Here is a 26,222-nt window from a genome sequence, read left to right on the forward strand (position 1 = left end):
GCCGGGGCCCGCCCGACCCGTTCGGGCCCCGGCCCCCGAACCCGTTTCACGAGGAGCAGACGCATGACAACGACGACACCGGGCACCGCCCAGGTCGAGCTCGCCATCGGCGGCATGACCTGCGCCTCGTGTGCGGCCCGCATCGAGAAGAAGCTCAACCGGATGGACGGGGTCGAGGCCACCGTCAACTACGCCACCGAGAAGGCGAAGGTCACCTTCGACGCCGACATCGACGTCGCCGCCCTGATCGCCACCGTCGAGGCCACCGGCTACACCGCCGCCGAGCCCGCGCCCCCGAAGTCCGAGACCCCCGGCGCCGAGGGCCCCACCGACGAGGAGAAGGCCGACGAGGAGCTGCGGCCCCTCAAGCAGCGGCTGATCACCGCCGTCGCGCTCGCCGTGCCGGTCATCGCGATGGCGATGACCCCCGCGCTCCAGATCGAGTACTGGCAGTGGCTGAGCCTCACGCTCACCGCGCCGGTCGTCGTCTACGCCGCCTGGCCCTTCCACAAGGCCGCCTGGACCAACGCCAAGCACGGCGCGGCCACCATGGACACCCTGATCTCGGTCGGCACGATCGCCGCGTTCCTGTGGTCCCTGTGGGCGCTGTTCTTCGGCACCGCCGGTACGCCGGGCATGACCCACCCGTTCGAGTTCACCATCGCCCGCTCCGACGGCGCCGGGAACATCTACCTGGAGGCCGCCGCCGGAGTCACCGCCTTCATCCTGGCGGGCCGCTACTTCGAGGCCCGCTCGAAGCGCAAGGCGGGCGCCGCGCTCAAGGCCCTGATGCAGCTGGGCGCCAAGGAGGTCACCGTGCTGCGCGGCGGCCAGGAGGTCACCGTGCCCACGGCCGACCTCCAGGTCGGCGACCGCTTCCTGGTCCGCCCCGGCGAGAAGATCGCCACCGACGGCACCGTCGTCGAGGGTTCGTCCGCCGTGGACGCCTCCATGCTCACCGGCGAGTCCGTCCCGGTCGAGGTCTCCGTCGGCGACTCCGTCACCGGCGCCACCCTGAACGCGGGCGGCCGACTGGTCGTCGAGGCCACCCGGGTCGGCTCGGACACCCAGCTCGCCCGGATGGCGAAGCTCGTCGAGGACGCGCAGAACGGCAAGGCCGCCGCCCAGCGCCTCGCCGACCGGATCTCCGCCGTCTTCGTACCGATCGTGATCGCGCTGGCGCTCGGCACCCTCGGCTTCTGGCTCGGCACCGGACAGGGCCTCACGGCCGCCTTCACCGCCGCCGTCGCCGTCCTGATCATCGCCTGCCCCTGCGCCCTCGGCCTGGCCACCCCGACCGCCCTCATGGTCGGCACCGGCCGCGGCGCGCAGCTCGGCATCCTGATCAAGGGACCCGAGGTCCTGGAGACCACCCGCAAGGTCGACACCATCGTCCTCGACAAGACCGGCACCGTCACCACCGGCCGGATGACCCTGATCCGCACGCACGTCGCCGAAGGCGTCGACGAGCGGGACGTCCTGCGGCTCGCGGGCGCCCTGGAGCACTCCTCGGAGCACCCGATCGCCCAGGCAGTCGCCGCGGGCGCCGCCGCCAAGGTGGGCACCCTGCCGACCCCCGAGGACTTCGTGAACGTCCCCGGTCTCGGCGTCCAGGGCGTCGTCGACGGCCACGCCGTCCTCGTCGGCCGCGAGAAGCTGCTCGAAGAGTGGGCGATGGACCTCCCGGCGGACCTCAAGTCCGCGAAGGACGCGGCCGAGAAGGCGGGCAAGACCGCCATCGCGGTCGCCTGGGACGGCGAGGCGCGTGCGGTCCTGGAGGTCGCCGACGCGGTCAAGGAGACCAGCGCCGAGGCCATCCGGCGGCTGCGCGGACTGGGGCTCACCCCGATCCTGCTCACCGGTGACAACAAGGCGGTCGCGGAGGCCGTCGCCGCCGAGGTCGGCATCGACGAGGTCATCGCGGAGGTCATGCCGCAGGACAAGGTCGACGTCGTCAAGAAGCTCCAGGCGGAGGGCCGTTCGGTCGCCATGGTCGGCGACGGCGTCAACGACGCCGCCGCGCTCGCCCAGGCCGATCTGGGTCTGGCGATGGGCACGGGGACGGACGCCGCCATCGAGGCCGGCGACCTGACCCTCGTACGAGGTGACCTGCGGGCCGCGGCCGACGCCATCCGGCTCTCCCGCAAGACGCTCGGCACGATCCGCTCGAACCTCTTCTGGGCCTTCGCCTACAACGTGGCGGCCCTGCCGCTGGCGGCGGCCGGACTGCTCAACCCGATGATCGCGGGCGCGGCCATGGCCTTCTCCTCGGTCTTCGTGGTCGGCAACAGCCTGCGGCTCCGGGGCTTCCAGGCCGCCGACCGCTGACCCGCCGCACCACCGCCCCGCCCCGCACTTCCCCGCCCATCCCCTCCCTCCCCCTCCCCTCCCCGAGGAGCCCGTCGTGGCAGGTTACGGACAGCACAAGGAAGACATCATCAGACGCCTGCGCCGCATCGAGGGCCAGGTCAGGGGGGTGCAGCGGATGGTGGACGAGGACGTCTACTGCATCGACGTCCTCACCCAGGTCTCCGCGATCAACGCGGCCCTCCAGTCCTGCGCGGTGGCCCTCCTGGACGAGCACCTGAGCTGCTGCGTGACGGAGGCCATCGCCCAGGGCGGGGACCAGGCCAAGGTGAAGGTGGGCGAGGCCTCGAAGGCCATCGCCCGGCTGATCCGGACGTAGGGCCCCTCGGAGGGGGAGATCAACCGCTCTTGCGCGAAGGGCAGTCGGCGGACAGCGTGGGACTCGGCCGGAGACAGCGGCCGAGCGGCTGCCGGAGGAGCACCGGCTTCACCGCACCGGGGACACCGGGGCCGGGGACCTTCGCGCGGGGGCGGTTCTTCTCGCGTGGTGACGCGAGGAACCCGATGAGGGCCGACATCCCGCCACCGTACCCCTAGGGGGTATACCTGAGCGGGGGAGGCGGCCCGTACGATGAGCCGCCCGTAGGGGGAGGGGATGCACGTGCGCCGCCTTGGAGACCTGGAGACCGAGATCATGGACCGGCTGTGGGCCTGGCAACGGCCCGCCACGGTCCGCGAGATCGTCGACGACATCAACCGGGGACGGCGGGTCGCGTACACGACCGTGATGACCGTCGCCGACATCCTGCACCGCAAGGGCTGGCTGCGGCGCGAGAAGGCGGGCCGGGCCTGGCTGTACGAACCGGTCCGCAGCCGCGAGGAGTACACGGCGGGACTCATGCGGGACGCCCTCGGCGACAGCCAGGACCGCCCCGCCGCCCTGCTGCGCTTCGTCGAGGTCATCTCGGACGAGGACATGGCCGCCCTGGACGCCGCCCTGCGCGCCGCCCGGGGCTGTCACGGACCCCGCGAGGACGGGGGCCGCCCGTGAACCACCACCTGCTCGTCCCGGTCGGGCTCGCCCTGCTCTCCGGGTTCGCGGTCCCCTGGCTGGTGGTCCGGGCCCGCTGGGCCCAGCAGGCGCCCCGGCTCGCCCTCGCCGTGTGGGCCGCCTGCGGTGCCTTCTTCGCCGCCGCCACCGCCCTCCTCCCCGCCCAGCTGGTGCTGCCCGCCGAGAGCAGCCACCGGCTGGGCGAAGCGCTGTTCGCCCTCCAGCCGCCCACCCTGGAGCAGGTGCTCCACCTCGAAGGACGCGAACGGCTCGCGTTCTCCCTCTCCCTCGCCGCGCTCTCGCTGCCCGTCGCCGCGTTCGCCCGCCGACTGGCCAGGGCCCGCCGGATGCGGGTCCGGCACGCCGGGGTGCTGCGGCTGGTCGGCCGGTACGACCCCGCCCTGCGGGCCACCGTCCTGGACGACGAACGGCCCGCCGTCTACTGCCTGCCCGGCAGCTCCCGCCGGGTCGTCGTCTCCTCGGGCGCGGTGCACACCCTCACCCCGGCGCAGCTCGCGGCGGCGCTCGCGCACGAGCGGGCCCACATCACCGGTCGCCACCACCTCCTGGTGGCGGCGACCGAGGCGTTCGCGGCCGTCTTCCCGCGTCTGCCGCTGGCCCGGCACGGCGGCACGGCCGTACCGCTGCTCCTCGAAATGGCGGCGGACGACCGGGCGTTGCGCCGCTGTACCCGGGACGCGCTGGCCACCGCGCTGTACGCGCTCGCCTCGGGCCGGGCGCCCCGGTCCGCCTTCGCCGCGGGCGGCCCTTCGGCCGCGCTGCGGATGCGCCGCATCCTCACCCCGCACAGCGCGGGACACCCGGTCCTGCTCGGTCTGCTGACCATCGCGTCGGCGGCGCTCGCGATGGCGCCCCTGGTCATCGCCTGCTGCTCGTTCCCCTGATAAGCCACGGTTATTTACTAAGCGAATTCGTAGATTTCGCATCGGTCACGGACAACTGAATTCCCCGCTATTGTGGGTATGTTGGGGCTCACGCTCGGCACGTCGAAGGGTACGAAACCAATGCAGCTGGCTGGCGTACGGACGGCCGCGGCCGGCGATGCGACGACGATATCCAGGCTGCTTGCGGACTCCATTCGTAGCAGCTACACCGAAATACTGGCCGAAATCCCGATGCGGAGGCTGATCTCCGCACAATGCGCACTCCCCCGCATACGAGCGGAAATTGAAATTCCGGGTGGCGCGCCGGGCTGGCTCGGCTGGCTGGTGGCGACCGACGCGGAGGGCGTGATCGTCGGAGCCACCGCCGGCGGGGTCCCCGTACCGGGCGAGGGCGAGGTGTACGCGCTGGCCGTGACGGACGGCTCCCGGCGCCGGGGCGTGGGGACCGCGCTCCTCACGGCGGCCACCGAGCGGATGCGCGACCACGGCGCCCTCGACCAGCGGGTGGAGCTCCCCGCGGCGGCCGATCCCGCGCTCCCCTTCTACACCCGGCTCGGTTTCTCGGCCCTCTCCCCGACCCGCTGGAGCCGCCCGCTGGCCCCCTAGGGGCACCCCAGGGACCCCGCTCCTCGAACTCCTCTTCGCGCGCTCACCCCTCAGGGGGACGTGGCAGATCCACGCCATCGCGTGTTCACGCAGCCCGATCCGGTAGATCGGCGTTCCCTCCCCAGGTCAGGATGGGTCCAGCGGCGCGATCCCGGCGGCACGGGAACCACGCCCGGACGGCATGGACCGAGCGAGCCCCTGGAGGAGCGATGCACACACCGAGCGGCACTTCCCTGCCCGTCGTGCCCGCGACGCTCGCGCCGGTCCTGCCGTCCCGATACGACCGGGAGCGGGAACCCGCCCCCGGAGCGGGCATCCGGGTCACCCCGGACACCCTCCCCGGGCTCGAGTCGGTCTCCCCCTCGGACGAGCACTCCGTCTGGCTGCACGACGCGTTGCTCGGCCCGCACAGCGCGGACATCGTCCGGTACCTCAGCCTCGCCCGCTCCACCGGCGGACCCGTTCTGGACCTCGGCTCCGGCGCCGGGCGGCTCGCCGTCCCGTTCGCCCGCCACGGCTTCGCCGTGGAAGCCGTGGACCGGGACGCCTCGGCCCTTGAGCGCCTCGAAAGCTGGGCACGCCGGATCGGTCCGCAGGTGGCCGGGCTCGTCGTCACCCACCGGGCGGACCTGGCCGGGCTGCGGCTGAGCGGCAGCTACCGGCTCGCGCTCCTCGCGGGCGCCATGGTCTCCGCGGTGCCCCCCGCCCGGCGCCCCGCCCTCCTGCGGGAGGTCGCCGCGCACCTGGACACGGGCGGGGCACTGGCCCTGGACTACACGGCGCACCAGTTGCCGGGGCTGATCGCGGAGCCGCGCAGGACCTGGGCCTTCCAGGTGCCGCGCTTCGACGGCATCGACGAGTGGGTGGTGGCCCGGCAGGTCTTCGACCTGCCGTCGATGAGCGAGCGGATCACGTACTACGCGGCGCGGACCGGGAAGGTCTCGACCGAGCGGGTCGTGCTCACCACCGACAAGTGGATCGTGGACCCGGAGCGGCTCGCGGCGGAGCTGCACTCGGCGGGCCTGCACATCGAGGGGCGGCGGCGGCACCGGATCGACGAGCGGACGGAGTCCGTCCTGCTGGTGTGCAGGACGGACGACTGAACGGCGGGTACGGGGCGCCCGCCTCGTACGACCGGGCGGCGGGCGGCACCCGGCGCGGACGGCCGGGCGGCGACCACGGGACACCTGACGACGTTGACGAGCAAGAGGTACGATGCCTACAAAAGTTTGAGCCGACCAGGTGGCGGGCGGAGAAGATGGCAGTCGTGGAAGAGCTGACGGGCCGCGAGGCGGTGATCCAGCGCCTGCGCGATGTCGGGCTGCGGGTCACGGGCCCGCGCCTCGAAGTGCTCACGGTGCTCGCCGCGGGCGGCCATCTCGACGTCGAGGCGATCACCACGACCGCCCGGGAGCGGCTCGGCACGCTGACCAGTCAGGCCGTGTACGAGATGCTGCGGCACTTCCAGGAGACGGGCCTGGTCAGCAAGTTCGACCGGCCCGGTCTGCCCGCGGTCTTCGAGGTGTCGGGACCGCCCCACCAGCACGCCCTGTGCACGGTGTGCGGCCGGGTGGAGAACGTGTCGGCGACCGCGCCCGAACCCCCGCGCGGAGCCCTGCCGGAGTGGCGGGTCGAGGACGCGGAGATCGTGTTCAAGGGCCTGTGCCCGGAGTGCCGGGCGAGCGCCTCCGCCGTCTGAGCAGTGGTCAACTCCGTGCGTGTCGTTCGAATTTGTGGCACTGTCTAGCGGGGCGATTCAACAGGGTCCGCCGGGATCCGAGGGGAGTCTGCTGCGCCGTGTCAAGAAACGCCGCCGTGTCCCGGGTGGGCAGCGAGCAGGCCCTCGCCGTGTACCAGGAGCTCCGTTGCCGTCCGGAGGCCACGTTCGACGAGGCCGCGGACCGGCTTGAGCTGTCCGCCGACGAGCGCGACCGCTGCCGGGGGGAACTCGCTTCCTTAGGCCTCACCGAGCCGCGCCCGCACGCGCCGGACGGTCCTTCCGCCGGGGGGTCCCCGGGCACGGGGGGCGCGGTGACCACCGGGTGCGACCAGCCCGTTCGCGGGGACGGGAGCCCCGGGGCGGACGCCGCCGGAGTGCCGGGCGGGACCGGTGAGTACACCGTCGTGGAACCCGATGTCGCCCTGCTGCGGCTGCTGCGGCGGGAGCGCGACCGGCTCCAGGACCGGCTGGCGGCGGCGAGCCGGGCGCACACCGCCCTCGAAACCCTTGCCGGACCGTTTCTGCGGGCCGGAGCCGCGCCCTGTTCCGAGGTCGAGGTCGAGATCGTCACCGATCCGCAGCGGGTGCTACGGGAGCTGACGGAGCTGACCGCTTCCGTCCGGGGCGCCGTCCATGTGATGCACACCGGATCGGTGCGCCGCGAGGACATGGCCGCCGAGCTGGAGCGGGACCGCTCGCGGGCGGCCCGGGGGGTGCGGGTGCGCGCCATGTACAGCCGCCGGGTCGGCACCGTACCGGAGATGACCCAGCACCTGGAGGAGCGCGCCGCCCTCGGGGTGGAGCTGCGGCTCTCGCCGGTCGTCCCGATGAACATGGTCCTCGCGGACGAGAACTTCGCGCTGCTGCCGACGGATCCGCACGATCCGCGGTCGCCCACCATCCTGGCCCGGGGTCCCGGGCTGGTCCGCTCGTACCTCGCGCTGTACGAGTACTGCTGGCAGGCGGCGTCCCGCTACGGCGAGGAGCCGGGCGAGAGCGGCGGCGACGGACTGTCGGTCCAGCAGCGCGCGGCGCTCCAGATGCTGGCGTCCGGCATCAAGGACGAGCAGATCGCGCGCAGTCTCGGGGTGTCGTTGCGGACCGTCAGCCGGCTGCTCTCCGAGGTCATGCAGGAACTGGGTGCGGCGAGCCGCTTCGAAGCCGGGGTGAAAGCGGCCCGGCTCGGCCTCCTGGACGGCGAGGGGTCCGAACAGGGGGCCGGTTAAGAGGAGTTCGTTTTGCTTCACGGTAGGTGCAGACAACGCACGACGGACTCCCGCCGAGCCGTATGACAGGGTGAGGGCGGGGGCGACTCGGAGGATGAGGGGGGTCACTTCGCCATGGTCACCGCGGGAGACCACAGGGGGGACGGCACGACCGACGTCCTGCTGACCGTGTACCAGGAGCTGCGCCGCCGGGGCGTCTCGGACTTCGAGGAGGTCCGGGGGGAGCTGGGACTCGCGGCGGAGGAGTACGAGCGATGTCGCCGCGAGCTGCTGGAGCTGGGCCTCATCGTGCCCACCGGGCAGGCGCACGCCACCGTGACGGCCGTGGCGGACGGCAGTTGGCGCTCCGAGACGGACACGGTCGCGGCGATCGATCCGGAGATCGCGCTGCTGCGGCTCCTGGAGCGGGAGCGGGAGCGGCTGCGGGAGCACCTGGCGGAGGCGGACGAGGCGTACAGCACGCTGGAGATCCTGGCGGGGTCCTATCTGCGGGCGGAGGCGCTGACCCGGGCGGAGGCGCATGTGGAGGCGCTGACCGATTACCGCAGGATCCAGCAGGCCATCGAGGACATCACCGATGTGATGCAGGAGAGTTCGGCGGCGATGCACCCGGGGATGCCGGGGCGGCAGAATCCTGAGCGGATGCTGGACCGGGACCGGCGGCAGATCGCCAACGGGGTGCGGGTCCGCGCCGTCTACGGCCGTCAGGAGGCCACGGACCCGTACATGGAGAAGTTCCTGGGGCTGCGGGCGGAGGTCGGCGTGGAGATCAGGCTGGCTCCGGTGGTGCCGATGAACATGATCATCGCGGACCAGCAGTTCGCCCTGGTGCCGATCCGGCCGGACGATCCGGGCGAGGGCGCGATCCTGGCGCGGGGCAGTGCGCTGGTGCGGCCGTATCTGAGCCTGTACGAGCACTGCTGGCACACGGCGACGCCGTACGGGAACGAGACGGCGGCGGAGGCGGGCGGCGACGGGCTCTCGGAGCAGCAGCGGGCGGCCCTGCACATGCTGGCGTCGGGGATGAAGGACGAGCGGATCGCGCGGACGCTGGGGGTGTCGCTGCGGACGGTCAGCCGGATGATCTCGGAGCTGATGCAGGAGCTGGGGGCGACGAGCCGTTTCGAGGCGGGGGCCCGCGCGGTGCGGCTCGGCTGGCTGGACTGAGCCTCCGGAATTTCCGGGGCGGTGAATTGCGTGGGGGAATTGCCGAGGCCCCACAATCGTGGCAGCGATTGCGGGGCCTGGGGGGCACGAATTACCGGGGCAATGTCCGGTGGTGGTAGGTCAGTTGGTCGGGGTCGGCTTCGGGGGGACGACCGGCCAGCCGTTGTCCTCGGCGACGCCCGCGAAGGTCTGGGGGGCGACGGGGGCGTTGCCCGAGTCGAGGGCGAAGGCGGCGCCGCCCGCGACGGCGGTACAGGCGACCATGGCGACCAGCAGCTGACGGACGGCCTTGCGGATTCCGGTGTTCTGCGCAACGGACATGATTCCTCCAGGATTTGGAATGTCGAATTCTCTTCTGGGGGCCCGTGCCGCCGGGCGTTCCCTGAAGACATCTCTATTCTGTCCCGGCGTTCGAATCGAATCCAGGGATCCTCTCTGCGTGGACCCGCCATGGCGTGGATGCGTCAATCCGCCATCTCCACAACGGAATTGGCCGATCCGGAGCGCGCCATATCTTTGGTTCGACCAAAAGAGATGCTAGACTTGTGCTACGGCCTTCTCGTTCCTCCAGGAGAGAGGGGCCGCCGGGGCAGGGGCGTGCCGCCGCCCCTGCCCCACCCCCCCGGGAAGGACCGGCCGGCGCGTCTCCGCGAGCGCGGCCCGGTACACCTCCACGGTCCGTGCGGCCGACGCGCGCCAGCTCATCCCGCGCGCGTGGCCGACCGCCGCCGCCCCCATGGTCACGACCGCCGCCGGGTGCTCCGCGAGCCACCGCAGCCGCCGGGCGTACTCCACCGGGTCGTGGCCGTGCACGAGCAGACCCGTCACCCCGTCCCACACCGCCGTCGGCAGCCCGCCGACCGCCGCCGCGAGCACCGGGGTCCCGCAGGCCTGCGCCTCCAGGGCCACCAGTCCGAACGACTCGCTGCGCGAGGGCACCACCAGGACGTCCGCCGCCCGGTACCAGTCCGCCAGGACGTGCTGGGCCACCGGCGGACAGAGCCGCAGCACATCGGTCACGCCCAGCTCGCGGGCCAGCTGCCACGCGGTGCCCTCCCGGGTCGCGCCCGAGTGGCCGCCGATCACCGGCACGAGGAGCCTGCGGCGCAGGTGCGGTGCCCCGGCCAGCAGTTCGGCGACGGCCCGTACGAGCACGTCCGGGCCCTTCAGCGGCTGTATGCGGCCCGCGTAGAGCGGGACGAACGCGTCGGCGGGGAGTCCCAGCCGGGCGCGGGCCGCCGCCCGGCCGTCCGCCGGGTGGAAGGTCCGCAGATCGACCCCGGGCCGGACGATCTCGGTGCGGGGCTCCTCCGCCCCGTAGAGGTCGCGCAGCGCCTCCGCCTCGTCGGGGCTGTTGGCGATCAGCCGGTCGGCGGCGGCCACCACCTGGTGTTCGCCCAGGACCCGCAGTTCCGGCTCGGGGGTGTCACCGGCGGCCAGCGAGGCGTTCTTCACCCGGGCCAGGGTGTGGGCGGTGTGCACCAGCGGGACGCGCCAGCCGACCGAGGCGATCCGGCCCGCCTGCCCGGAGAGCCAGTAGTGCGAGTGGACCAGGTCGTAGCGGCGTTCCTCCTTGAGGAGCGCGAGCGAGAACGGCACCACCAGGTCGGGCATGGCCTCCTTGGGCAGCGGCTCGCGGGGCCCGGCGTTCAGGTGCAGGACCTCCACGCCGGGGGCGAGTTCGACCCGGGGGGCGCGGTCCTCGCCCCGGCAGCGGGTGAACAGGTCGATCTCGGCGCCCTGTTCGGCCAGGGCCCGGGCCAGCTCGACCATGTAGACGTTCATCCCGCCCGCGTCCCCCGTTCCGGGCTGGTGGAGCGGGGAGGTGTGGACGCTGAGCATGGCGACGCGCAGGGACACGAGGGGCTCCTGGGGAGAGGGGCCGCGGGTGTCCCTGCGCGTCGCTCGCGCGCGCACGGACACACGCGGCGGGGAGGGGCGAACGGTCTGATGCGATCTTCTTCGCTCTGGACTCTTCTTTTTCTGGCTCTTCTTTTTTCTTGCTCTTCTTCAGTTCTGGTCTTTGTTTGGTTCTGGTCTTTTTTGTTCTGGTCGCGCTCGGAATTCCACGTATGTACTTAGTGGATTAGTAGTTGAGGGCCGTCGTGTGGGCCGGTCAGAAGCCGAAGACCGGACCCGACGGCGGTTCGAGCCGGGCCCCCGGCAGGGGCGCGGTCAGGGCGTGCCAGTCGACCGGACGCCCCGGTGCCACCTGGAGCGCCGCCGCCAGCCGGTCGGAACCCTCCGGCATCACCGGCCGCGCCCACGCCGACAGGGCCGAGGCCACCGCCAACTGAGCCGCGAGCGCGGGCAGATGACGGCAGGAGGTGCTGGGACGGCAGCGCTCATGGGCGTTGACGTACCCGAAGTCGGCCACCGACCGGACCATCTCGTCCAGGACCGCCACCGCCCGGCGCGGGTCGAACGCGTCGGGGCCGTACGCCTCGCGCAGATCGTCCACGCCCCGGTGCAGCCGCCGCTCCAGGACCTCCCAGCCCGTGCCGCCGGGCAGTGCCTGCGGCGCGAGTCCGGAGCACTCCTCCCGCACGGCGGCGAAGAGCCGGGCCAGCCAGCTGTTCCAGTTCTCGTCCAGCTCCCGCCTGGCCGATGCCAGGCGCTCCCGCTGGAAGACCGTGCGGCGGCCCAGCGGGCGGGCCTGGAGGACGTGCCTGCGCAGGGTGTCGGAGCCGTACTCGGTGAGCAGGTCCAGCGCCCAGACGTTGCCCTCCCGGACGCCTTCCTCGATGACGTACGACTCGTTCACGTTGAAGTCCTGCGGCAGCTTGACGTCCTGCGCGAGCAGCAGCACCGGCAGCAGCACGGCGTGGCAGAAGGCGTGTCCGAAGCCGCAGAAGTGGATGGCGCGGCGGGGCAGCGGACCGGTCACGTCGTAGCCGAAGAGGTGCATCGCCGCCGCCTCGAAGCAGCCGTCGATCCGGTGCTCGGGGAAGCCCTCGACCGGGACCGGCAGGCCCCAGTCGGCGGGGTGGCCGACCGCGATGTCCGGCAGCCCGTCCTCGACGAGCGACTCGCACAGCGCCGCGAGCCGGGGCGGCAGGCCCGCCGTCGCCCAGTACTCCGCGAGGGTCTCCCGGAACGGCTCCAGGGGCACGTACAGCCTGCGGCAGCGGCGGGCCACCGCCGGGGTGTCGCAGAGCGCGCAGCGGGCCGCGATCAGGTCGCCGCCGTCGTTGGGGCGGGCGCACTCGTGGCACATGCCGCCGTCGCTGGCCGCCCCGCAGTGCGGACAGGTGCCGGTGGCGTGCGCCCCGTGCAGCCAGCGGTCGCACGGCTCGCAGTAGGGCAGCAGCCGGGTGCGCGGGGCGATGACGCCCTGCGCGTACAGACGGCCGAAGAGGTCCTGCACCCAGCGCGCGTAGCCCTTGTCGCGGCGCGGGCGCACGATGTGGTCGAACTCCACGCCGGACCGCAGCCAGTCGGCGGTGATCGCGGCACGGTAGCCCTCCGCGACCTCCTCCGGCTTGCGGTGGTGGCGCAGCGCCCTGACCTCGACGGAGCTGGCGTGGTCGGCGGTGCCGGTGGTGAACCGCACCGCCTCGCCCTCGGCGCGCAGATAGCGGGTGAGGACGTCGGCGGCGACGTACGGCCCCGCGAGGTGGCCGATGTGCAGCTCGCCGTGGGTGGCGGGAGGGGTCGCGGTGATCCAGACGGGGGTGCTCATGGGACCTCCTTGACGCTGTGGTGCGGTGGGCTTCAGCGGTCGCGGTCGGCGGAGCGCTGTCGGCGCAGGGCGGCCAGCGGGGTCGGGTCGGCGGTACGGGTCAGCGGGGCTCGAAGTGGAAGGACCGGATGAAGCAGTCGCGCGGCTGCTCGACCGCGTAGACGATGCATTCGAAGAGGGCCTGCGTCGTCAGCTTCTCGTCGGGTGCTATGCCGTCCGGGTTCGATCCGTCCCATTCCGCGAAGCGCGGGTCGGAGATCGAGAAGTCGGGCGGGAAGAGGGAGAACACGCGGACTCCGGAGGGCCGCAGGCGGCGCGAGAGGATGTCGGCGAATCCCGCCTGGGCGCTCTTCGCCGCCCAGAAGGCCTCGTGCGCGGCGCCCGCGGTGGCGGCGGAGGCGCCCTCCGCGTCGCGGACGGCGACCATGTTGACGATGTCGGGCCGCAGCGAGCCGCGCAGCAGCGGCAGGAAGTGCTTCACCATGAGGACCGTGCCGCCGGCCGTCGACTCGATCGTCTCGACGATCTCGGCGTCGCTGGCCGCCTCCAGGTCCATGCCGTCGAGCCAGCGGGCCCCGTTGTTCACCAACAGGTCTACGCGGTCGGTGTGTTCGGAGACCCGGGAGGCGAACTCCCTGATCTCGGAGGGCTTGCTGAGGTCACAGCCGAAGGCGTGGATGCGGTCGCGGGCGGAACCCATGACCTCCGCGCGGGTGCGTTCGGCGGCCTCGACGGTACGTGCCGAGACGTACACCTCGGCGCCGAGATGGGCGAATCCGACGGCGAGCGCGCGACCGAAATAGCGGGACGCTCCGGTCACGACGACACGCAGATTCTCGAATTTCATGTGTGTCTGCTCTCCCCACGGATACCGATTGCCGGTCCCGTCCAGCGTGGCAGAGGGAGGCGGCTCCCCACCTGGTGAGAGGGGTGCGCGTTCACGCCGTTGCGTGGACACGCCAGGGTAGTTCGAGCCTGTCGAGCACGTCCGCGCGCTTGTGGTGGACCCCCACCCGGTCGGGTCCCGCCGTCACCGTGACCGGCCCGCCGGGGGTGCGGACGGGGCCGTGGACCGGCGGGACGACCGTGCCGTCGAGGGCCCCGGCGGCGGCGAGGGCGGCGGCGCCCGTGAGGGCGAGCCGGGGGTGCCAGCCGCCGACGGTCAGGGCCCGTACGGACAGCCCGCCGGGCCCCGCGCCGAAGGCGGCGATCTTGGGGAGCGCGGAGTGCGGCGGGTGCCCGAGGAGCCGGGCGGCCTCGGCGCGCAGCACGAGCAGCCGGTCCCGCAGGGCGTCGTCGCCCCGGTGCGCGGACAGGTGCCGGACGTCGACGAAGACGTACGGGTTGCCGTACGACACGAGGGAGACGGGCGTCCCGTCGAGCACGTCGACGGGCCGCCCGCTGGGCAGCCCGCCGGGCGCGCCGGGGGCCCGCAGGAAGTGCAGGGTGTACGGGGTCGAGGGGGCGGGACCGGGGGCGTACGGCGGTGGGGGCGGGGGCCCGGGGGTGGTGTGCGGCGGTACGGGGCCGGGTTCCGGTGTGCAGAGGACCGTGTCGCCGGTGGTGACCGCGCGGACGGTGACGGGCCCTGGGCGGCCCTCGGCGACCACGCAGGCGAGGAGGGAGTGCCCGCAGCCGGTGCGGAAGTCGAACCGGCCGTCCGGGAGCGCCTGGACGAACCGGTAGTCGAGGTCCCGCCCGGGGCGGGCGGCGGGGCCGTACAGGGCGATCTTGTTGAGCCGCGCGTACGGCGTCCCGGCGAGCGCCCGGCGCAGTCGGGCCAGTTCGCCCCCGAGCGCGAGGGCCCCGGCGGGCAGTTGGTCGAGCCGCACGACGAGCGTGGGCCCGGGGGCGTCCCGCGCCCGGACGACGGTGGCCCGGACGGTGGCGGGACGGAGGGTGGTGGGACGGGCGGTGGTGGGGTGGGTCGTGTTCCCGGGTCCGGGCGGGGTCCTCGGCCCGGCGGCGGGTCCGGGCGCGGGTCCGACGGCGGGTCCGGACGCGGGCCTGACGGCCGGTCCGGACGCGGGTCCGAGGGCAGGTCCGGACGCGGGCCTGGTCACGGCCCGGACCCGGATCGGGACGCGGGACCGGACTCAGCCACGGCCCCAGCCTCGGACACGGTCCCGGCGGCGGGCCCGGCAGCAGGACCGGCGGCGGGCCCGGATCCGGACACGGGCCCGGACGCGGGCCCGGACGCGGGCCCGGACCACGGCCCGGCCCCAGCCCCGGGCCCACGCCGGGGCCCGGACCCGGGCCGGTGGTCAGGCCGCACAGCCGACCGGGATGCGCATTCCCTGGACCACCTCCGTCCACAGCTCGTGGACGGCGAGGGCCCACAGGGCCTGCGCGTCGTGGCGCGAGGGGCGTTCGAGCTGACGGGCGAGGAGCTTCTGGACGCGGTCCGCGCGGACCTTCCCGCCGAGGACGAGCCGGGCCGGGGAGAGGAGTTCGCGGACGGTTTCCAGGAGCGGGCTGCCGGGCGTGAGCATCGCCGCGACCGGCAGCGTGAAGGGCTGCTTGGGGCGCCGCAGCACCGTGGCGGGCAGCAGTTCGGCCCCCGCCTCGTACAGCGCGCGCTTGCCCGTCCGCGCCGCCGCCGGAAGTCCGCGGGCATGGGCCACGACGGACGGCTGGCAGAACGGCAGGCGCGCCTCCACGGCCCAGGCCATGGAGAGGTGGTCGACCCGCCGCAGGTGGTACGCGGGGAGCCGCCAGCGGGTCTCGAAAGCCGTCATGGCGGTGAGCCGGTCCTCGCCGACGGCCTCGGCGGAGCGCAGCTCCTGCTCGATGCGGTCGGCCGCGGAGCCCTGATCGGCGATGTGGGCACGGTAGTTGGCGGTGTAGAGGTGTTCGCGGAGCAGTCGGGGGGCGGCGGACAGGGCGTCGGTGTAGAGCGCGGCCCAGTCGGACCCGGCGGGCGCGGTGAGCGCCTCCCGCATCCGGTCGTAGCCGCCGAAGAGTTCGTCGGCGCCGTCGCCGGTGAGGGCGACGGTGAAGCCGCTCTGCCGGACGGCGCGGAACAGCGCGTACGTGGAGAGGGTGATGGGGTCGGCGTTGGGCTGTCCCAGGTGGCGGACGGTCCGGGTGAGGAGGGAGCCGAGTTCGTCGGGGTCGACCACGACCTCGTGGTGGACGGTCCGGGTGCGGCGGGCGACGGAACGGGCGTACGCGGCCTCGGAGTCGGGCCACCGGCCCCGGTAGGTGAGGTGGAAGGTGTGCAGCGGCGGCGCGTCGGCCTCCCGGGCCTGCTCGGCGGCGAGCGCGGTGACGAGGCCGGAGTCGAGCCCGCCGCTGGTGATCGCGCAGACGGGCACCTCGGCCTGGGCGAGCCTGCGCACCTCGTGCCGCAGCACGTCCTGGGTGTCGCCGACGGGAACGGCCCGGTGGGGTCCCCGGCGGCGGACGACGGGTGCGGTGCCGGGCCGGACGAGGGCGGTGGCGCCGGGCGGCAGGACGCTGACGCCGTCGAGCGCGGTGTGGGCGGAGAAGGAGGTGCGGGTGGCGAGGACGGTGTCGAGGGAGTCCTCGCGGGGGGCGATGCGCACCCCTTCGAAGGCGAGGAGGGCGGGGATCTCGGAGGCGAAGCGGGTGGAGCCGTCGTAGGGGTCGTGGTGGAGGTGGAGCGGCTTCATGCCCATGTCGTCGACGGCCAGGACGAGTTGGGTGCTGCCGGGGCGCAGGTCGAGGACGGCGACGGCGAACATGCCGTCGAGGTGTTCGGCGAAGGCGGGGCCGTACTCGGCGTAGAGCGCGGGGAGCACGGTGCCGTCGCAGCGGTCGGGGAAGCGGTGGCCGCGCGCGGCGAGGGTCCGGCGCAGCTCGACGTGGTTGTAGATCTCGCCGTTGAGCACGGCGAGGATGCCGGGGAGATGGGGCAGCCGGTAGGGCTGCTGTCCGCCGCAGGGGTCGGTGACGGCGAGCCGGTCGCAGCCGAGGGACCAGCCGGGCCCGCTGAGCACCTGGTGTTCGTCGGGCCCGCCGTGGCGTTGGCGCGCGGAGACCGCCGCGAGCTGGGCCGGCTCGGGGCGGTCCGCCCCTGCGGCGAAGGAGCCGAGAACTCTGCACACGCCGATCGCCTCCTGATCCGAAGTCACTGCCTGTCATGACGCGTTGCACCCAATGATTTGAATCTACCAAGCTTTTGAATGGCGCGTAAGTGCCATGTCCAGTTCACGCCACGACGTGACCTTGCGACGCCCCCGCCGCCCCCACAGGCTGGCCCCATGAGGGACATGGAGGACCACGCGACGAGCGCCCTGGCGGACACGGCCCCCGACCGCGGCGCACCGGAATCTCTGCTGGTCGTGGCCGCGCACCCGGACGACATCGAGTTCTGTGTCAGCGGCACGGTCATGCAGTGGATCGAGCGCGGCACCCGTGTCACGTACTGCATCGTCACGGACGGCGGCGCCGGTGGTTACGACGAGCGGCTGCCCCGGCAGGCGATGGCGGACCTGCGCCGCGCCGAGCAGGTCCACTCCGCCAAGCTCAGCGGAGTCGCCGACGTCCGCTTCCTCGGCTACCCCGACAGCTTCGTCGAGGCGTCCGTCAAGCTCCGCCGCGACCTGTGCCGGATCATCCGCGAGGTACGGCCGCAGCGGGCCATCATCCCCTCCCCCGAGATCAACTGGTCCCGGGTCGCCGACCTCCACCCCGACCACCGCGCCGTCGGCGACGCCTGTCTCCGCGCGATCTACCCCGAGGCCCGCAACCCCTTCGCCCACTCCGAACTCCTCAAGCACGAGGGCCTCAAGCCCTGGACGGTCCACGAGCTGTGGCTGATGACGGGACCCACCCCCAACCAGTACGTGGACGTCACCCCCGTCTTCGAGCGCAAGGTCGAGGCGCTGCGCATCCACACCTCCCAGACGGCCCACTTCGACGACCTGGCGGGGCTGCTCCGCACCTGGCTCGGCGAGCACGCGACGGCGGGCGGACTGCCCCCGGGCCGGATGGCCGAGGCGTTCCAGATCGTGCACATCGACTGACGGCGCCGCCCGTGCGTGGACCGGCCGCCGCCGCGCGCCCCGGGCCGTGGGTCCGTGCGCTTCGGGTGCCTCCCGTACGCCCCCGGCGGGCCGCCGCGCGCCTTGTGGGGTGATCGGGCCCATGAGACCGTTTGCGCCCAAAACAGCTTCCGCTGGGGGGAGTTCACTCGGTGACGATCGAGCGCACGCACGGGGAGCGGGCCCTGTCGGACGAGCACGGCCTGCCCTGGCCCACGGCGGACGAGGACGCCGCGAGCCGGGCGGCGAGCAGTCTGCGCACCTGCGCGGACCACCTCGCGGACGACGGCGCGGACACCGCCAAGGCCCTGCAGGGGCCGCTGTCCGGCGGTCGCGGGGAGGCCACGGAGGCGCTCGCCGCGCACGGGGCCCGCGTCCGGGGCCATTTCACCCGCGCGGACGAGGCCGCCGTCCTGATCGCCTCGGAGCTGCTGAACTGCGGTGACGTCATCGCCGTGCACAAGGACATGGCCCGTGACGCCGTCGCCCGCCTCGCCGCCGTGCTCCCGCCGCCCTCCCCCGTGCCCGGAAGCATCCGGCCGCCGCTGGACGCGGCGGGGCGGAACGCCGTCGCGGACGCCCGCGCCGCACTCCGGTCGATCGAGGCGGAGGCGTTCGACGGCTGCCGCGCCCGGTCGGCCGCCGCCCGCGCCGACCCGGCGGTCGCGGGGCTCCCGGACGTCCCCGCCGACCTGGCCGGCGGGCGCCGGGCGACCGGCGGCGCGGGCCCCGGCATCACGGGCGGAACGGGGATCGTGGGCGGAGGCACGGGCGGGACGGGCGGCGGAGTCGGCGGAGTCGGTGCCGGTGCCGGTGCCGGTGCCGGTGCCGGTGCCGGTGCCGGGGGGAGCGGTGGAGCCGTCGGGGGCGGCGGCGCGGTCGTCGGAGGCAGTGGCTCGGCGATCGGAGGCGGCGGCGCGGTCGTCGGAAGTGGCGGCGCGGCGGTCGGAAGCGGCGGCGCGGTCGTCGGTGCCGGGCGGCGGTCGTCCGACCGGCTGCCGGGCGAACTCCCGGGGTACGGGCCTCCGGTGGGCACCCCGTGGAGTTTCCGCATCGACTTCCAGGAGCACGAGCGGGCGGCCACCCGGCTTTCCGAGATCGCCGACAGGATCTCCGGCCGGACCACGAACGCGCTGGCCCGCGCCCTGTACGACCTGGAGGAACTCCGGCGGAGCGGCTCGCTCGGCGCCTCGGTCGCCGCCGGGTTCGCCCCGCTCCTCGACGACCTCGACCGTGCCGTCCGCGCTCTGGGCCGTCATCTCGCCGGTCCCCTGCGCGACGCGGTCCGCGCCGCCGGGGAGGACCAGGAGCGCACGGAGGACGACAACGGGAAGCGCTTCGACCGGACGCGCTAGCCGCCCGTACAGCCACGGGCCGGGCGGTCGGCCCGTACCCGTAGGGGTCCCGGCTACCGACCCTCCCCGTAGGGGTCTCCCTACGGACGGACCCGCCCCCGGGAGTTCTCGGGGGCGGGTCCCTCAGGTGGGGGCAGGGGGCCGGGTCAGCAGACGCCGGGGTCCTGCCAGACGGCGGTCACCAGGCGTCGGGGTCCCGCCAGGTGGCGGTCAGCAGACGTCCAGGCCCCGCCGGGCGGCGGTCAGCAGGCGCCGAGGTCCTGCCAGACGCCCCACTGGCCGGTGGTGCCGGGCTCCTCGCCCGTCGTCCACCACTTGGCCTTCCAGGTGTGGCCCTTGTGCGAGACGGTCTGGCCGCCGGTGTAGACCGAGGAGGTGATCCACGGTCCGGCGGTGCACTGGGTGGCGCCGCCGTTGACGGTCAGGGTGAGGACCGCCGCGTGACCGGCCGAGGCGCTCGCCCCGTTGACGACGATCTGGTAGGTGCCGGAGACCGTGGTCGCGGCGGTGTTCACGGTGAGGGTCGAGGAGCCGCCCGCCGTCACCGAGGCGGGGCTCAGGGCGGCGGTGACCCCGGCGGGCAGACCGCTGACGGAGAGGTTCACCGTCTGGGCGGTACCGGCGGTGACGGCCGTACCGATGGTGGCCGTGGTGGAGCCGCCCGCCGTGACGGTCGCGGCGGCCGGGTTCGCGGTCACCGAGAAGTCGTCGGTGGGGGCGGTGGTGCCGCTGGTGAACGGCGCGAAGATGTGCGAGAAGTCCCAGGTGTTCTGCTGGATGCCGGAGCAGTTGTCGGCGGCGGCGCCACCCGGGCAGCTTCCGTTGTCGCGCTGGAGCGCCCAGAACGACAGGGTGTTGATGCCCTTGGAGACGGCCCAGTCGTAGACCGTGCGCGCGTTGGCGAGGGTGAAGGTCTCGGCGGGGCCGAAGTCGTCGACGCCGATCATCTCGGTGATGCCGACCATGCCCCAGAGCTGGGCGGGGGTCTTGGCGGGGTAGAGCTTGGCGAGCTGGTCGTAGAGGCCCTGGCCCGCGGTCTTGGTGTCGGCGGCCATGTCGTGGGCCGCGTTGTCGTAGTAGTCGAAGGTCATCATGTTGACGACGTCGACCTTGGCGCCGTTGGTCACGGCGTTCTTGAGCAGGGCGACTCCGTTGGCGGCGAGGCCCCGGGTGGTCGTCGGCAGGGTGTACGAGATCTCGATCTTGCGCCCGTTGGCGGCGGCCCAGTCCTGGAGGACCTTGATGGCCTTGTTGCGGCGGTCGATCCCGGCGGTGTTGTCGAGGGAGTCGACCTCGATGTCCATGTCGAGCCGGGTGATGTCGTAGGTCGTGATGACCTTCTGGTAGACGGCCGCGATCTGGTTGACGTCGGTGCAGCTGTCGGCGATCTCGGTGCCGGTGGTGTCGGCCGTGTACCCGCCGAAGGAGGGGATGACGTCCCCGCCGCGCGACTGGATGGTCTTGATGTCGGCGCCGAAGGAGGACGGGGCGACGGGGGTGCCGGTGTCGCCGTTCCAGTACGCGGTGCACGAGCCCTTGGCGGCGGTCTGGAGGAACGCCATGGTCAGGTGCTTGGCGCCCGACTGGGCGCTGAGGGCGGCGGGGCTCTCCCCGGTCCAGGCCTCGAAGTAGGGGGCGAAGACGTGGGCGGGCAGCGGGGTGGCCGCCTGGGCGGGGGCGGTGGTGGTCGCGGCCAGGCCCAGGGCGGCGACGGCGGTCGCGGCGGCGGTGAGGGCGGAGCGGAGCGGCCTCATGCGTCTCATCATGGCCATCCAATGGCTGTGGGGGGGGTGCGTGGGGGTGCGGCAACGCCGTTGTCGCGCACGGCTGTTGGGATACGGAAACCCCGGCCGCCGGGTCGCGTCAACGACTTGGGCGGCACTTGAACAAACCTTGGACTAGACCAATTCGGGTCATGGGTGTGTGGTGCATCCACCGACGGCGGGCCCTGCCTCGCGCGTTGGCGCGGGGCGCGCGGATTGGTCCAGTGAGCCACGCGTACGGCCCGGCGGGGACGGGACCGGAGACGGAAAGGACCCGGTCGGCGCGGGGAACCGGTTCCTCCGGGAGGAGACTCCACCCGGAGGACCGGGAGAAGACTCCGCCCACCGACCGGGAGAAGGCCCCGCCCACCGACCGGAAGAAAGCCCTGTCCGCCGACCAGGAGAAGGCCCCGCCCGCCGTACAACCTTTCCCCCTCCCCGTGAGTCATGCGGTCGTGGCGTGTCGGCGCCATGCCTCATGAATCGGCTGGAGGAACAGCGCGTTGTCCCACGGAAACAGACATCGACGGCTCGGTACGGCGACCCTGGTCGCGCTCGCGGTGACGGCGGGCCTGCCGGGCGGGACGGCGACGGCGGCCACCGGCCCCGGGACGACCACGGCCACGACCACGGCGACGACCACGGCGACGACCACGGCGACGGCGGCGGCCCAGGCGGGCGGCTTCGCCCCCGGCGACCACCTCGTGAGCCTCGGCCGGACGGGGGTGCTGACCTGGGACCAGAAGGACCCGGACATCGCCCGCTGGACGCGCTTCGCCGACGGCAGCGTGACGACCTTCCCCCGGGGCCACTTCGTGTTCGGCTCGCGGGACTCCGACCTGGTCGTGGACGAGGTGCGCGGTCTCATCGCGCTCAAGGACATGACGACCGGGCAGAACGTCTACCAGGTGTCCACCGCGAGCGCGGGTCCGAACGGACAGTTCGCCGGGGCCGTACGCACCCACCTCTTCGTCTCCGTCAAGGACGCCGGCGCCTCCCGCTCGGGCCTGTACGTGTACTCCCCCGGCGCGGCGGGCGCGCCCCCGGTCCGGCGGACCGTGACCGGTCTCCCGGCGGACGCCACGGGCCTGTTCGCGATCGGTGCGGCGGGCGACGACGTCCTGCTCTCGTACCGGACGGGCACGGACGGCTCCCGGACCCACTGGGCGGTCATGAACCTGACGACGGCCGCCGTCACCGCGCACCGGGACATCACCTCGCCCGCGTACGGGCACGCCTCGGCCGTCCTCTCGGAGACCCATGTCGCCTGGGCCCGGCACACCGCGCGCGACACGGTCGTCCACGTCCTGGAACGGGCCACCGGGAAGGTCCAGCAGATCACCCTCCCCGGCACGGGCGACGTCACGCTCGGTCTGGTCGGGAAGTGGGTGACGTACGCCAGGAAGGGCGGGCTGCTCGACACCTCCGCCAACGCCTCCCACGCGGTCACGGCCCGCCACCTGTACGGCACGGCCACCCGGAAGCTCCTCGACCACGCCGTCTCCGGCATCGACGCCCCCGGGGACGCGATCGGGATCCTCGGCGGCACGGTCGCGGGCGGCGAGGGCGTGTACCGGATCGCGCCCGGCGCGGACGGCGCCCCGGTCGCCACCCGGGTCGCCGCCACGGGTGCGCCGACCAAGGTCGCCCTGCTGGGACACAACATCCCCGCCACCCTGGACCTCGACCGCTCCGGCGGCCGGTTCACCCTGAACTGGCGGCTCAGCCGCACCAACGTCACCATGACGGCGAAGCTCCGCAACACGCGCACCGGCGAGTACATCACCGAGAACCCGCTCCCCTGGAGCGGCGTCGAGTACGACCCGCAGACCATGACCTGGGCGTGGCGGGGTGAGCTGCGGTGGGAGGGCGTCGGCGACCAGTGGACCGGCGCGTCGCCGGGCCCGTACACCTGGGAGATCACCGCGAAGCCGCTGAACGGCATCGGACCCGACCTGCGGGCCTCGGGATCGTTCACGGTCACCCGGAAGCCCGGCGCGCACGACTACGACGGCGACGGCTCGCCGGACGTGCTGGCCCGTGACACCAAGGGCCGCCTGTGGCTCAGGGACACCTTCGCGATGTGGCCCGAGGACCGGCAGCTGGACGTGAACCCGAAGCGGCTCGTCGGCTCCGGCTGGCAGGTCTACGACCGGATCGAGGCGACCGGGAACGTCGGCGGTACGGCGACGGGCGATCTGGTGGCCCGGGACCGCTCGGGCGTCCTGTGGCTGTACCGGGGCACGGGCGACGGCCGGAAGCCGTTCGCACCCCCGGCCAGGATCGGCGGCGGCTGGGGCGGGTACGACAAGCTGACCGGTGGTTCGGACGTCACCGGCGACGGCAGGCCCGACCTGCTCGCCACGGACCGGTCCGGAGTCCTGTGGCTCCACCCCGGCACCGGCAACGCGAACGCGCCCTTCTCGGCCCGCAAGCGGATCGCGGGCGGCTGGGGGACCTACAACGAGATGACCGCCGTCGGGAACCTCGCGGGCGGCCCCGCCGGTGACCTGGTGGGCCGCGACCGGGCGGGCGTCCTCTGGCTCCACCTCGGCAAGGGCGACGGCACGTTCGCGCCGCGCACCCGGATCGGCGGCGGCTGGGGCACTTTCGGCCACCTGGTGGGCCTCGGGGACGCCGACCGCGACGGACGCCCGGACCTGTTCGCCACGACGGCGGGCGCCTACCCCTCCTCGTCCCTGTACCGGGGAAGCGGCACCTGGAAGCACCCGTTCCACTCCCCGTGGATGGCCGCCGGCCCCGTGACCTCACCCGAGGTCGTGACCGACCTGTACGCCTGACCGGACCCCCGGGCGCCCGGCTCCGGGCGCCCGGCTCCGTACGAATACCCCCCGCACGAACACCCCCGTACGAGTGCCCTTGTACGAGCGTCCCGTACGAGTCCCCCGAGCGGTCCCGCCTACCGCCGGGGACGTGACGGGAGGGTCAAGAGGGGAGGGTGCGGCGCATCGTTTCCCCGGTGATCCGATACCGCCATACGGGTGGCGATATCCGTCATGAGCTGGTCCGGTGCCGGTCCGCCCCGCTAGACCCTCCGTGTGACGGGATCTGCGGCATATGACTGGCCGGCCGTGGTGTCCCGTCACCCCATCAGCGCCTGGAACGGCGCGTACGGAGACGGAGAAGACCATGACCACCACCGCAGTCCCGCAGCTCTCCAAGGCGGAGATCCTCGAAGCGCTCGAAGCCATCGACCTCCGCGCCATCGAGAGCGTCAACGCGCACCGCGAGGGACGCCAGGCCCAGTTGGTCCCGCTCCCGCGCGCGGCGCAGGAGGCACTGGACACGGCCTCGGACGACGAGACCTACGAAGACCTCCCGGAGCCGGTGCTCGCCATCTTCAAGGGGGACAAGGAGGGCAACGACGGGATCGGGTCGGAGAACGAGGACACCACCAAGGACAAGGTCGGGCAGTACCGCGACGGAAGCCTGACCAAGGAGGAACTCGAAGCCCAGCTGGAGACCAAGGACGACAAGTCGGTCAAGGATCTGAAGGACCAGCTGGCCAAGTCGAGGGAGAACCTGGCCGACGAGCTGGCGAAGTGCCCCTCGGACGTGCAGCAGAAGGGGCTCAACGGCCGCCAGAAGTCGAACGGCGGCTTCACCGACTGGTGGCAGAGCATCTCGGACGAGGTCAGCAGCTGGTTCAAGAAGATCGTCGACGAGGTCGTGGACTGGTTCAAGGGCGCCTTCAAGAGCATCGCCGACTTCTTCATGACCTGGTTCAAGTTCTAGCGGACGGGCGGGAATCCACCATGACAGCAGCGGCTGAGAAGCAGCTCACCCGGGCGGATCTTCTCCACGCCCTCGAAGCGGTCGACAAGCGGGCCCTGGACGGTGCTTCCGCCCCCGGCGGGAACGGGAGCGGCGCCGAGGAGACCTACCAGGATCTGCCGACGCCCGTCCTGGACATCTTCCACGAGGACGGTCGGCAGTTCGACGCCATCTTCGCGGTCAACATCGGCAAGACCCGGGACAGCATCCAGCAGTACCGGGACGGGCAGATCACCGAGGCCCGGTTCAAGGAGTTGCTGAAGGCCAAGGACGAGGCGTCGCTCGCGGCCGTCGACGCCCGGCTCGACCAGTCCCGCGAGGAACTGGCCGACGAGCTGACGAAGTACTCCTCGGAGGTCCAGCAGGAAGGTCTGCGCGCCCGGAGCGCGGAGACGGCGGCGATGGGGGACGCGTTGGACAAGGTCTCCGCGCAGAAGTCGTGGACCACGATGACGCCCGACGAAGCCGAGGCATGGCTGCGGGGCGTGCTCAAGGAGTACGACGACCACATGAAGCGGCTGTTCGGCTGACGCCGTGACCGGCCCCTTCCCGGCACGGGGCGCCATGCCCCGTGCCACCACCCGAAGAGCGGGACGGAGCGACTTCCATGAGTGACACCGAAGAGCGTCTGACACGGCAGCAGATCGGCGAGACCGTCGAAGCCCTCGACAACCACACCGTCGAGCGCCTGCGGGCCCGGCTGGCCGGTCGGCCCCTCCCGTCCCCGGACGACCTGCCCCCGCTGGCCAGAGAAGCATGGGAACGGGCGCGGGCCGGAACCGACGACGACTACTCCGACCTGCCCCAGCCCGTCCTCCAGGTCTTCGAGGGCGACAAGGGCGGCAACGGGGACGACACGACAGAAAACTGCAACAGCACGAAATACTCTATCCACTGGTATCTCGTGGGAACCGCGACGAAGGAGCAGATCCTCCAGCAGCTCAAGGACAAGGACGATCAGTCCGTCGCTTCCCTGCAGCAGCTCCTCGACAAGTCCAGGGGCCAGTTGGAGACCGAACTGGAAGGGCTGGACCGCACGACCCAGGACCACGCCCACGACGGCCGCGCGACGGAGAACACCCACCTCGACGACCACTGGGGCAAGATCATCGACAACGTCGAGAACTGGTTCGACCAGACCGACGACGAGATCGACGAGTGGTTCGACACGGCAGCCACCGCCATCAGCGACTTCTTCGAGAACGCCTTCGGCTTCTGACGAAGCACGCGCCCGCACGCGCCCGCGCGGATCGCGGCGCGAGGGCCGTGTCCGGCGGGCGGGCCCGCCGTCGGCCTCCGGGCACCGGACCGGTCACGCGACGGCGGGGACCGTGTCCGGGGAGGAGTCGGGGCGCTGCTGCCGACGGTAGGCCGAGCCGTCCTTCGTACGGGCGAGGAAACCGCCCTCGACGAGGTACCGGCGCAGGGCCGGGTAGTCCGCGTGCACGCCGACGAGGGCTTCGTTGACCTCGGGCTCGCGGTAGTCGCGGCCGGTCTCGAAGAGGGTCTCGGCGAGGTGCGCGAGGAGCGCCTCACGGCGGGCCGGACGGCGCGGGACCGCCTTGAGGCGCCCGTCGGCGGCGAACAGGTCCGCGACGGGGCGGGCGGGGGAAGCGGTGCTGGTCATGGTCGAGAG

The 26,222-nt window shown here is 72.9% G+C and carries 24 protein-coding genes; 15 read left to right on the top strand and 9 right to left on the bottom strand.

All coding sequences use genetic code 11. From position 1 onward, the window contains the following. Positions 1–63 precede the first annotated feature (63 nt). Positions 64–2,328 carry a heavy metal translocating P-type ATPase gene (locus ACFXGN_RS20060; RefSeq protein WP_384860805.1) on the top strand — a complete coding sequence of 755 codons (2,265 nt, stop codon included), beginning with the start codon at positions 64–66 and terminating at the stop codon, positions 2,326–2,328. A 76-nt stretch (positions 2,329–2,404) separates the two neighbouring features. After that, positions 2,405–2,686 carry a metal-sensitive transcriptional regulator gene (locus ACFXGN_RS20065; RefSeq protein WP_015035316.1) on the top strand — a complete coding sequence of 94 codons (282 nt, stop codon included), beginning with the start codon at positions 2,405–2,407 and terminating at the stop codon, positions 2,684–2,686. Positions 2,687–2,705: 19 nt separating this feature from the next. Here ACFXGN_RS20065 and ACFXGN_RS20070 read toward each other — a convergent pair whose 3' ends face one another. Further along, positions 2,706–2,885 carry a hypothetical protein gene (locus ACFXGN_RS20070; RefSeq protein WP_384860808.1) on the bottom strand — a complete coding sequence of 60 codons (180 nt, stop codon included), beginning with the start codon at positions 2,883–2,885 and terminating at the stop codon, positions 2,706–2,708. Between the two features lie 83 nt (positions 2,886–2,968). Between ACFXGN_RS20070 and ACFXGN_RS20075 the strand changes: the two genes are divergently transcribed. The 7 genes from ACFXGN_RS20075 (at position 2,969) to ACFXGN_RS20105 (ending at position 8,982) form a co-directional block, all read left to right on the top strand. Then, on the top strand, positions 2,969–3,358 hold the full coding sequence (locus ACFXGN_RS20075) for a BlaI/MecI/CopY family transcriptional regulator (RefSeq protein WP_384860811.1): 390 nt from the start codon (positions 2,969–2,971) through the stop codon (positions 3,356–3,358). Beyond that, a complete protein-coding gene (locus ACFXGN_RS20080; RefSeq protein ID WP_384860813.1) occupies positions 3,355–4,263 on the top strand; it encodes a M56 family metallopeptidase in 909 nt (302 codons plus the stop codon). Before ACFXGN_RS20075 ends, ACFXGN_RS20080 begins: the two co-directional genes overlap by 4 nt. A 324-nt stretch (positions 4,264–4,587) precedes the next feature. Next, the gene (locus ACFXGN_RS20085; protein WP_384860816.1) at positions 4,588–4,869 is read left to right on the top strand and encodes a GNAT family N-acetyltransferase; all 282 of its coding nucleotides are present in this window, start codon (positions 4,588–4,590) and stop codon (positions 4,867–4,869) included. 209 nt (positions 4,870–5,078) lie between these two features. Then, the gene (locus ACFXGN_RS20090) at positions 5,079–5,972 is read left to right on the top strand and encodes an SAM-dependent methyltransferase (protein WP_384860819.1); all 894 of its coding nucleotides are present in this window, start codon (positions 5,079–5,081) and stop codon (positions 5,970–5,972) included. A gap of 155 nt (positions 5,973–6,127) precedes the next feature. Continuing rightward, entirely contained in the window at positions 6,128–6,568 is a 441-nt protein-coding gene (locus ACFXGN_RS20095; protein ID WP_384860822.1) for a Fur family transcriptional regulator, read from the top strand. A 98-nt stretch (positions 6,569–6,666) separates the two neighbouring features. After that, a complete protein-coding gene (locus tag ACFXGN_RS20100) occupies positions 6,667–7,815 on the top strand; it encodes a LuxR C-terminal-related transcriptional regulator (RefSeq protein WP_384860823.1) in 1,149 nt (382 codons plus the stop codon). Positions 7,816–7,929: 114 nt separating this feature from the next. Beyond that, positions 7,930–8,982, top strand: coding sequence for a LuxR C-terminal-related transcriptional regulator (locus ACFXGN_RS20105; protein WP_384860826.1), 1,053 nt, complete (start codon positions 7,930–7,932; stop codon positions 8,980–8,982). Between the two features lie 120 nt (positions 8,983–9,102). On the opposite strand, the gene ACFXGN_RS20110 is transcribed toward ACFXGN_RS20105, so the two are convergent. The 6 genes from ACFXGN_RS20110 to asnB all read right to left on the bottom strand — a co-directional run bounded on the left by ACFXGN_RS20110 (position 9,103) and on the right by asnB (position 16,734). Continuing rightward, positions 9,103–9,303: a hypothetical protein gene (locus tag ACFXGN_RS20110; RefSeq protein WP_384860828.1), complete on the bottom strand. Its 201-nt coding sequence runs from the start codon at positions 9,301–9,303 to the stop codon at positions 9,103–9,105. Between the two features lie 216 nt (positions 9,304–9,519). Continuing rightward, a complete protein-coding gene (gene mshA / locus ACFXGN_RS20115) occupies positions 9,520–10,905 on the bottom strand; it encodes a D-inositol-3-phosphate glycosyltransferase (protein ID WP_384860831.1) in 1,386 nt (461 codons plus the stop codon). Between the two features lie 193 nt (positions 10,906–11,098). Next, a complete protein-coding gene (locus ACFXGN_RS20120; RefSeq protein WP_384860834.1) occupies positions 11,099–12,664 on the bottom strand; it encodes a class I tRNA ligase family protein in 1,566 nt (521 codons plus the stop codon). 100 nt (positions 12,665–12,764) lie between these two features. Next, a complete protein-coding gene (locus ACFXGN_RS20125; RefSeq protein WP_351780725.1) occupies positions 12,765–13,511 on the bottom strand; it encodes an SDR family oxidoreductase in 747 nt (248 codons plus the stop codon). Between the two features lie 91 nt (positions 13,512–13,602). Beyond that, positions 13,603–14,727 (bottom strand): hypothetical protein, encoded by a 1,125-nt coding sequence (locus ACFXGN_RS20130; RefSeq protein ID WP_384860837.1) that lies wholly within the window; start codon positions 14,725–14,727, stop codon positions 13,603–13,605. A gap of 201 nt (positions 14,728–14,928) precedes the next feature. Then, positions 14,929–16,734 carry an asparagine synthase (glutamine-hydrolyzing) gene (gene asnB / locus ACFXGN_RS20135; protein ID WP_384860840.1) on the bottom strand — a complete coding sequence of 602 codons (1,806 nt, stop codon included), beginning with the start codon at positions 16,732–16,734 and terminating at the stop codon, positions 14,929–14,931. Positions 16,735–16,890: 156 nt separating this feature from the next. On the opposite strand from asnB, the gene ACFXGN_RS20140 reads away from it, so the two are divergent. Then, positions 16,891–17,655: a PIG-L deacetylase family protein gene (locus tag ACFXGN_RS20140; protein WP_384860843.1), complete on the top strand. Its 765-nt coding sequence runs from the start codon at positions 16,891–16,893 to the stop codon at positions 17,653–17,655. Positions 17,656–17,825: 170 nt separating this feature from the next. Beyond that, positions 17,826–19,028, top strand: a complete 1,203-nt coding sequence (locus tag ACFXGN_RS20145; RefSeq protein WP_384860846.1) for a hypothetical protein — start codon at positions 17,826–17,828, stop codon at positions 19,026–19,028. A 242-nt stretch (positions 19,029–19,270) separates the two neighbouring features. Here ACFXGN_RS20145 and ACFXGN_RS20150 read toward each other — a convergent pair whose 3' ends face one another. Continuing rightward, the gene (locus ACFXGN_RS20150) at positions 19,271–20,791 is read right to left on the bottom strand and encodes a glycosyl hydrolase family 18 protein (protein WP_384860957.1); all 1,521 of its coding nucleotides are present in this window, start codon (positions 20,789–20,791) and stop codon (positions 19,271–19,273) included. Between the two features lie 503 nt (positions 20,792–21,294). Here ACFXGN_RS20150 and ACFXGN_RS20155 point away from each other — a divergent pair. From ACFXGN_RS20155 to ACFXGN_RS20170, 4 genes are all read left to right on the top strand, one after another. Next, positions 21,295–23,592 carry an FG-GAP repeat domain-containing protein gene (locus ACFXGN_RS20155; RefSeq protein ID WP_384860848.1) on the top strand — a complete coding sequence of 766 codons (2,298 nt, stop codon included), beginning with the start codon at positions 21,295–21,297 and terminating at the stop codon, positions 23,590–23,592. Between the two features lie 349 nt (positions 23,593–23,941). Further along, a complete protein-coding gene (locus ACFXGN_RS20160; RefSeq protein ID WP_384860851.1) occupies positions 23,942–24,547 on the top strand; it encodes a hypothetical protein in 606 nt (201 codons plus the stop codon). A 20-nt stretch (positions 24,548–24,567) separates the two neighbouring features. Continuing rightward, the gene (locus tag ACFXGN_RS20165; protein ID WP_384860854.1) at positions 24,568–25,116 is read left to right on the top strand and encodes a hypothetical protein; all 549 of its coding nucleotides are present in this window, start codon (positions 24,568–24,570) and stop codon (positions 25,114–25,116) included. Positions 25,117–25,193: 77 nt separating this feature from the next. Continuing rightward, complete coding sequence (locus ACFXGN_RS20170; RefSeq protein ID WP_384860857.1) at positions 25,194–25,805, top strand: hypothetical protein; 612 nt, start codon at positions 25,194–25,196, stop codon at positions 25,803–25,805. 93 nt (positions 25,806–25,898) lie between these two features. Here the strand turns inward: ACFXGN_RS20170 and ACFXGN_RS20175 are convergent, their stop codons facing one another. Beyond that, a complete protein-coding gene (locus ACFXGN_RS20175; protein ID WP_384860860.1) occupies positions 25,899–26,213 on the bottom strand; it encodes a DUF2087 domain-containing protein in 315 nt (104 codons plus the stop codon). Positions 26,214–26,222: the final 9 nt, after the last annotated feature.

Source organism: Streptomyces sp. NPDC059247 (genome assembly GCF_042754005.1).
Lineage (GTDB): Bacteria > Actinomycetota > Actinomycetes > Streptomycetales > Streptomycetaceae > Streptomyces.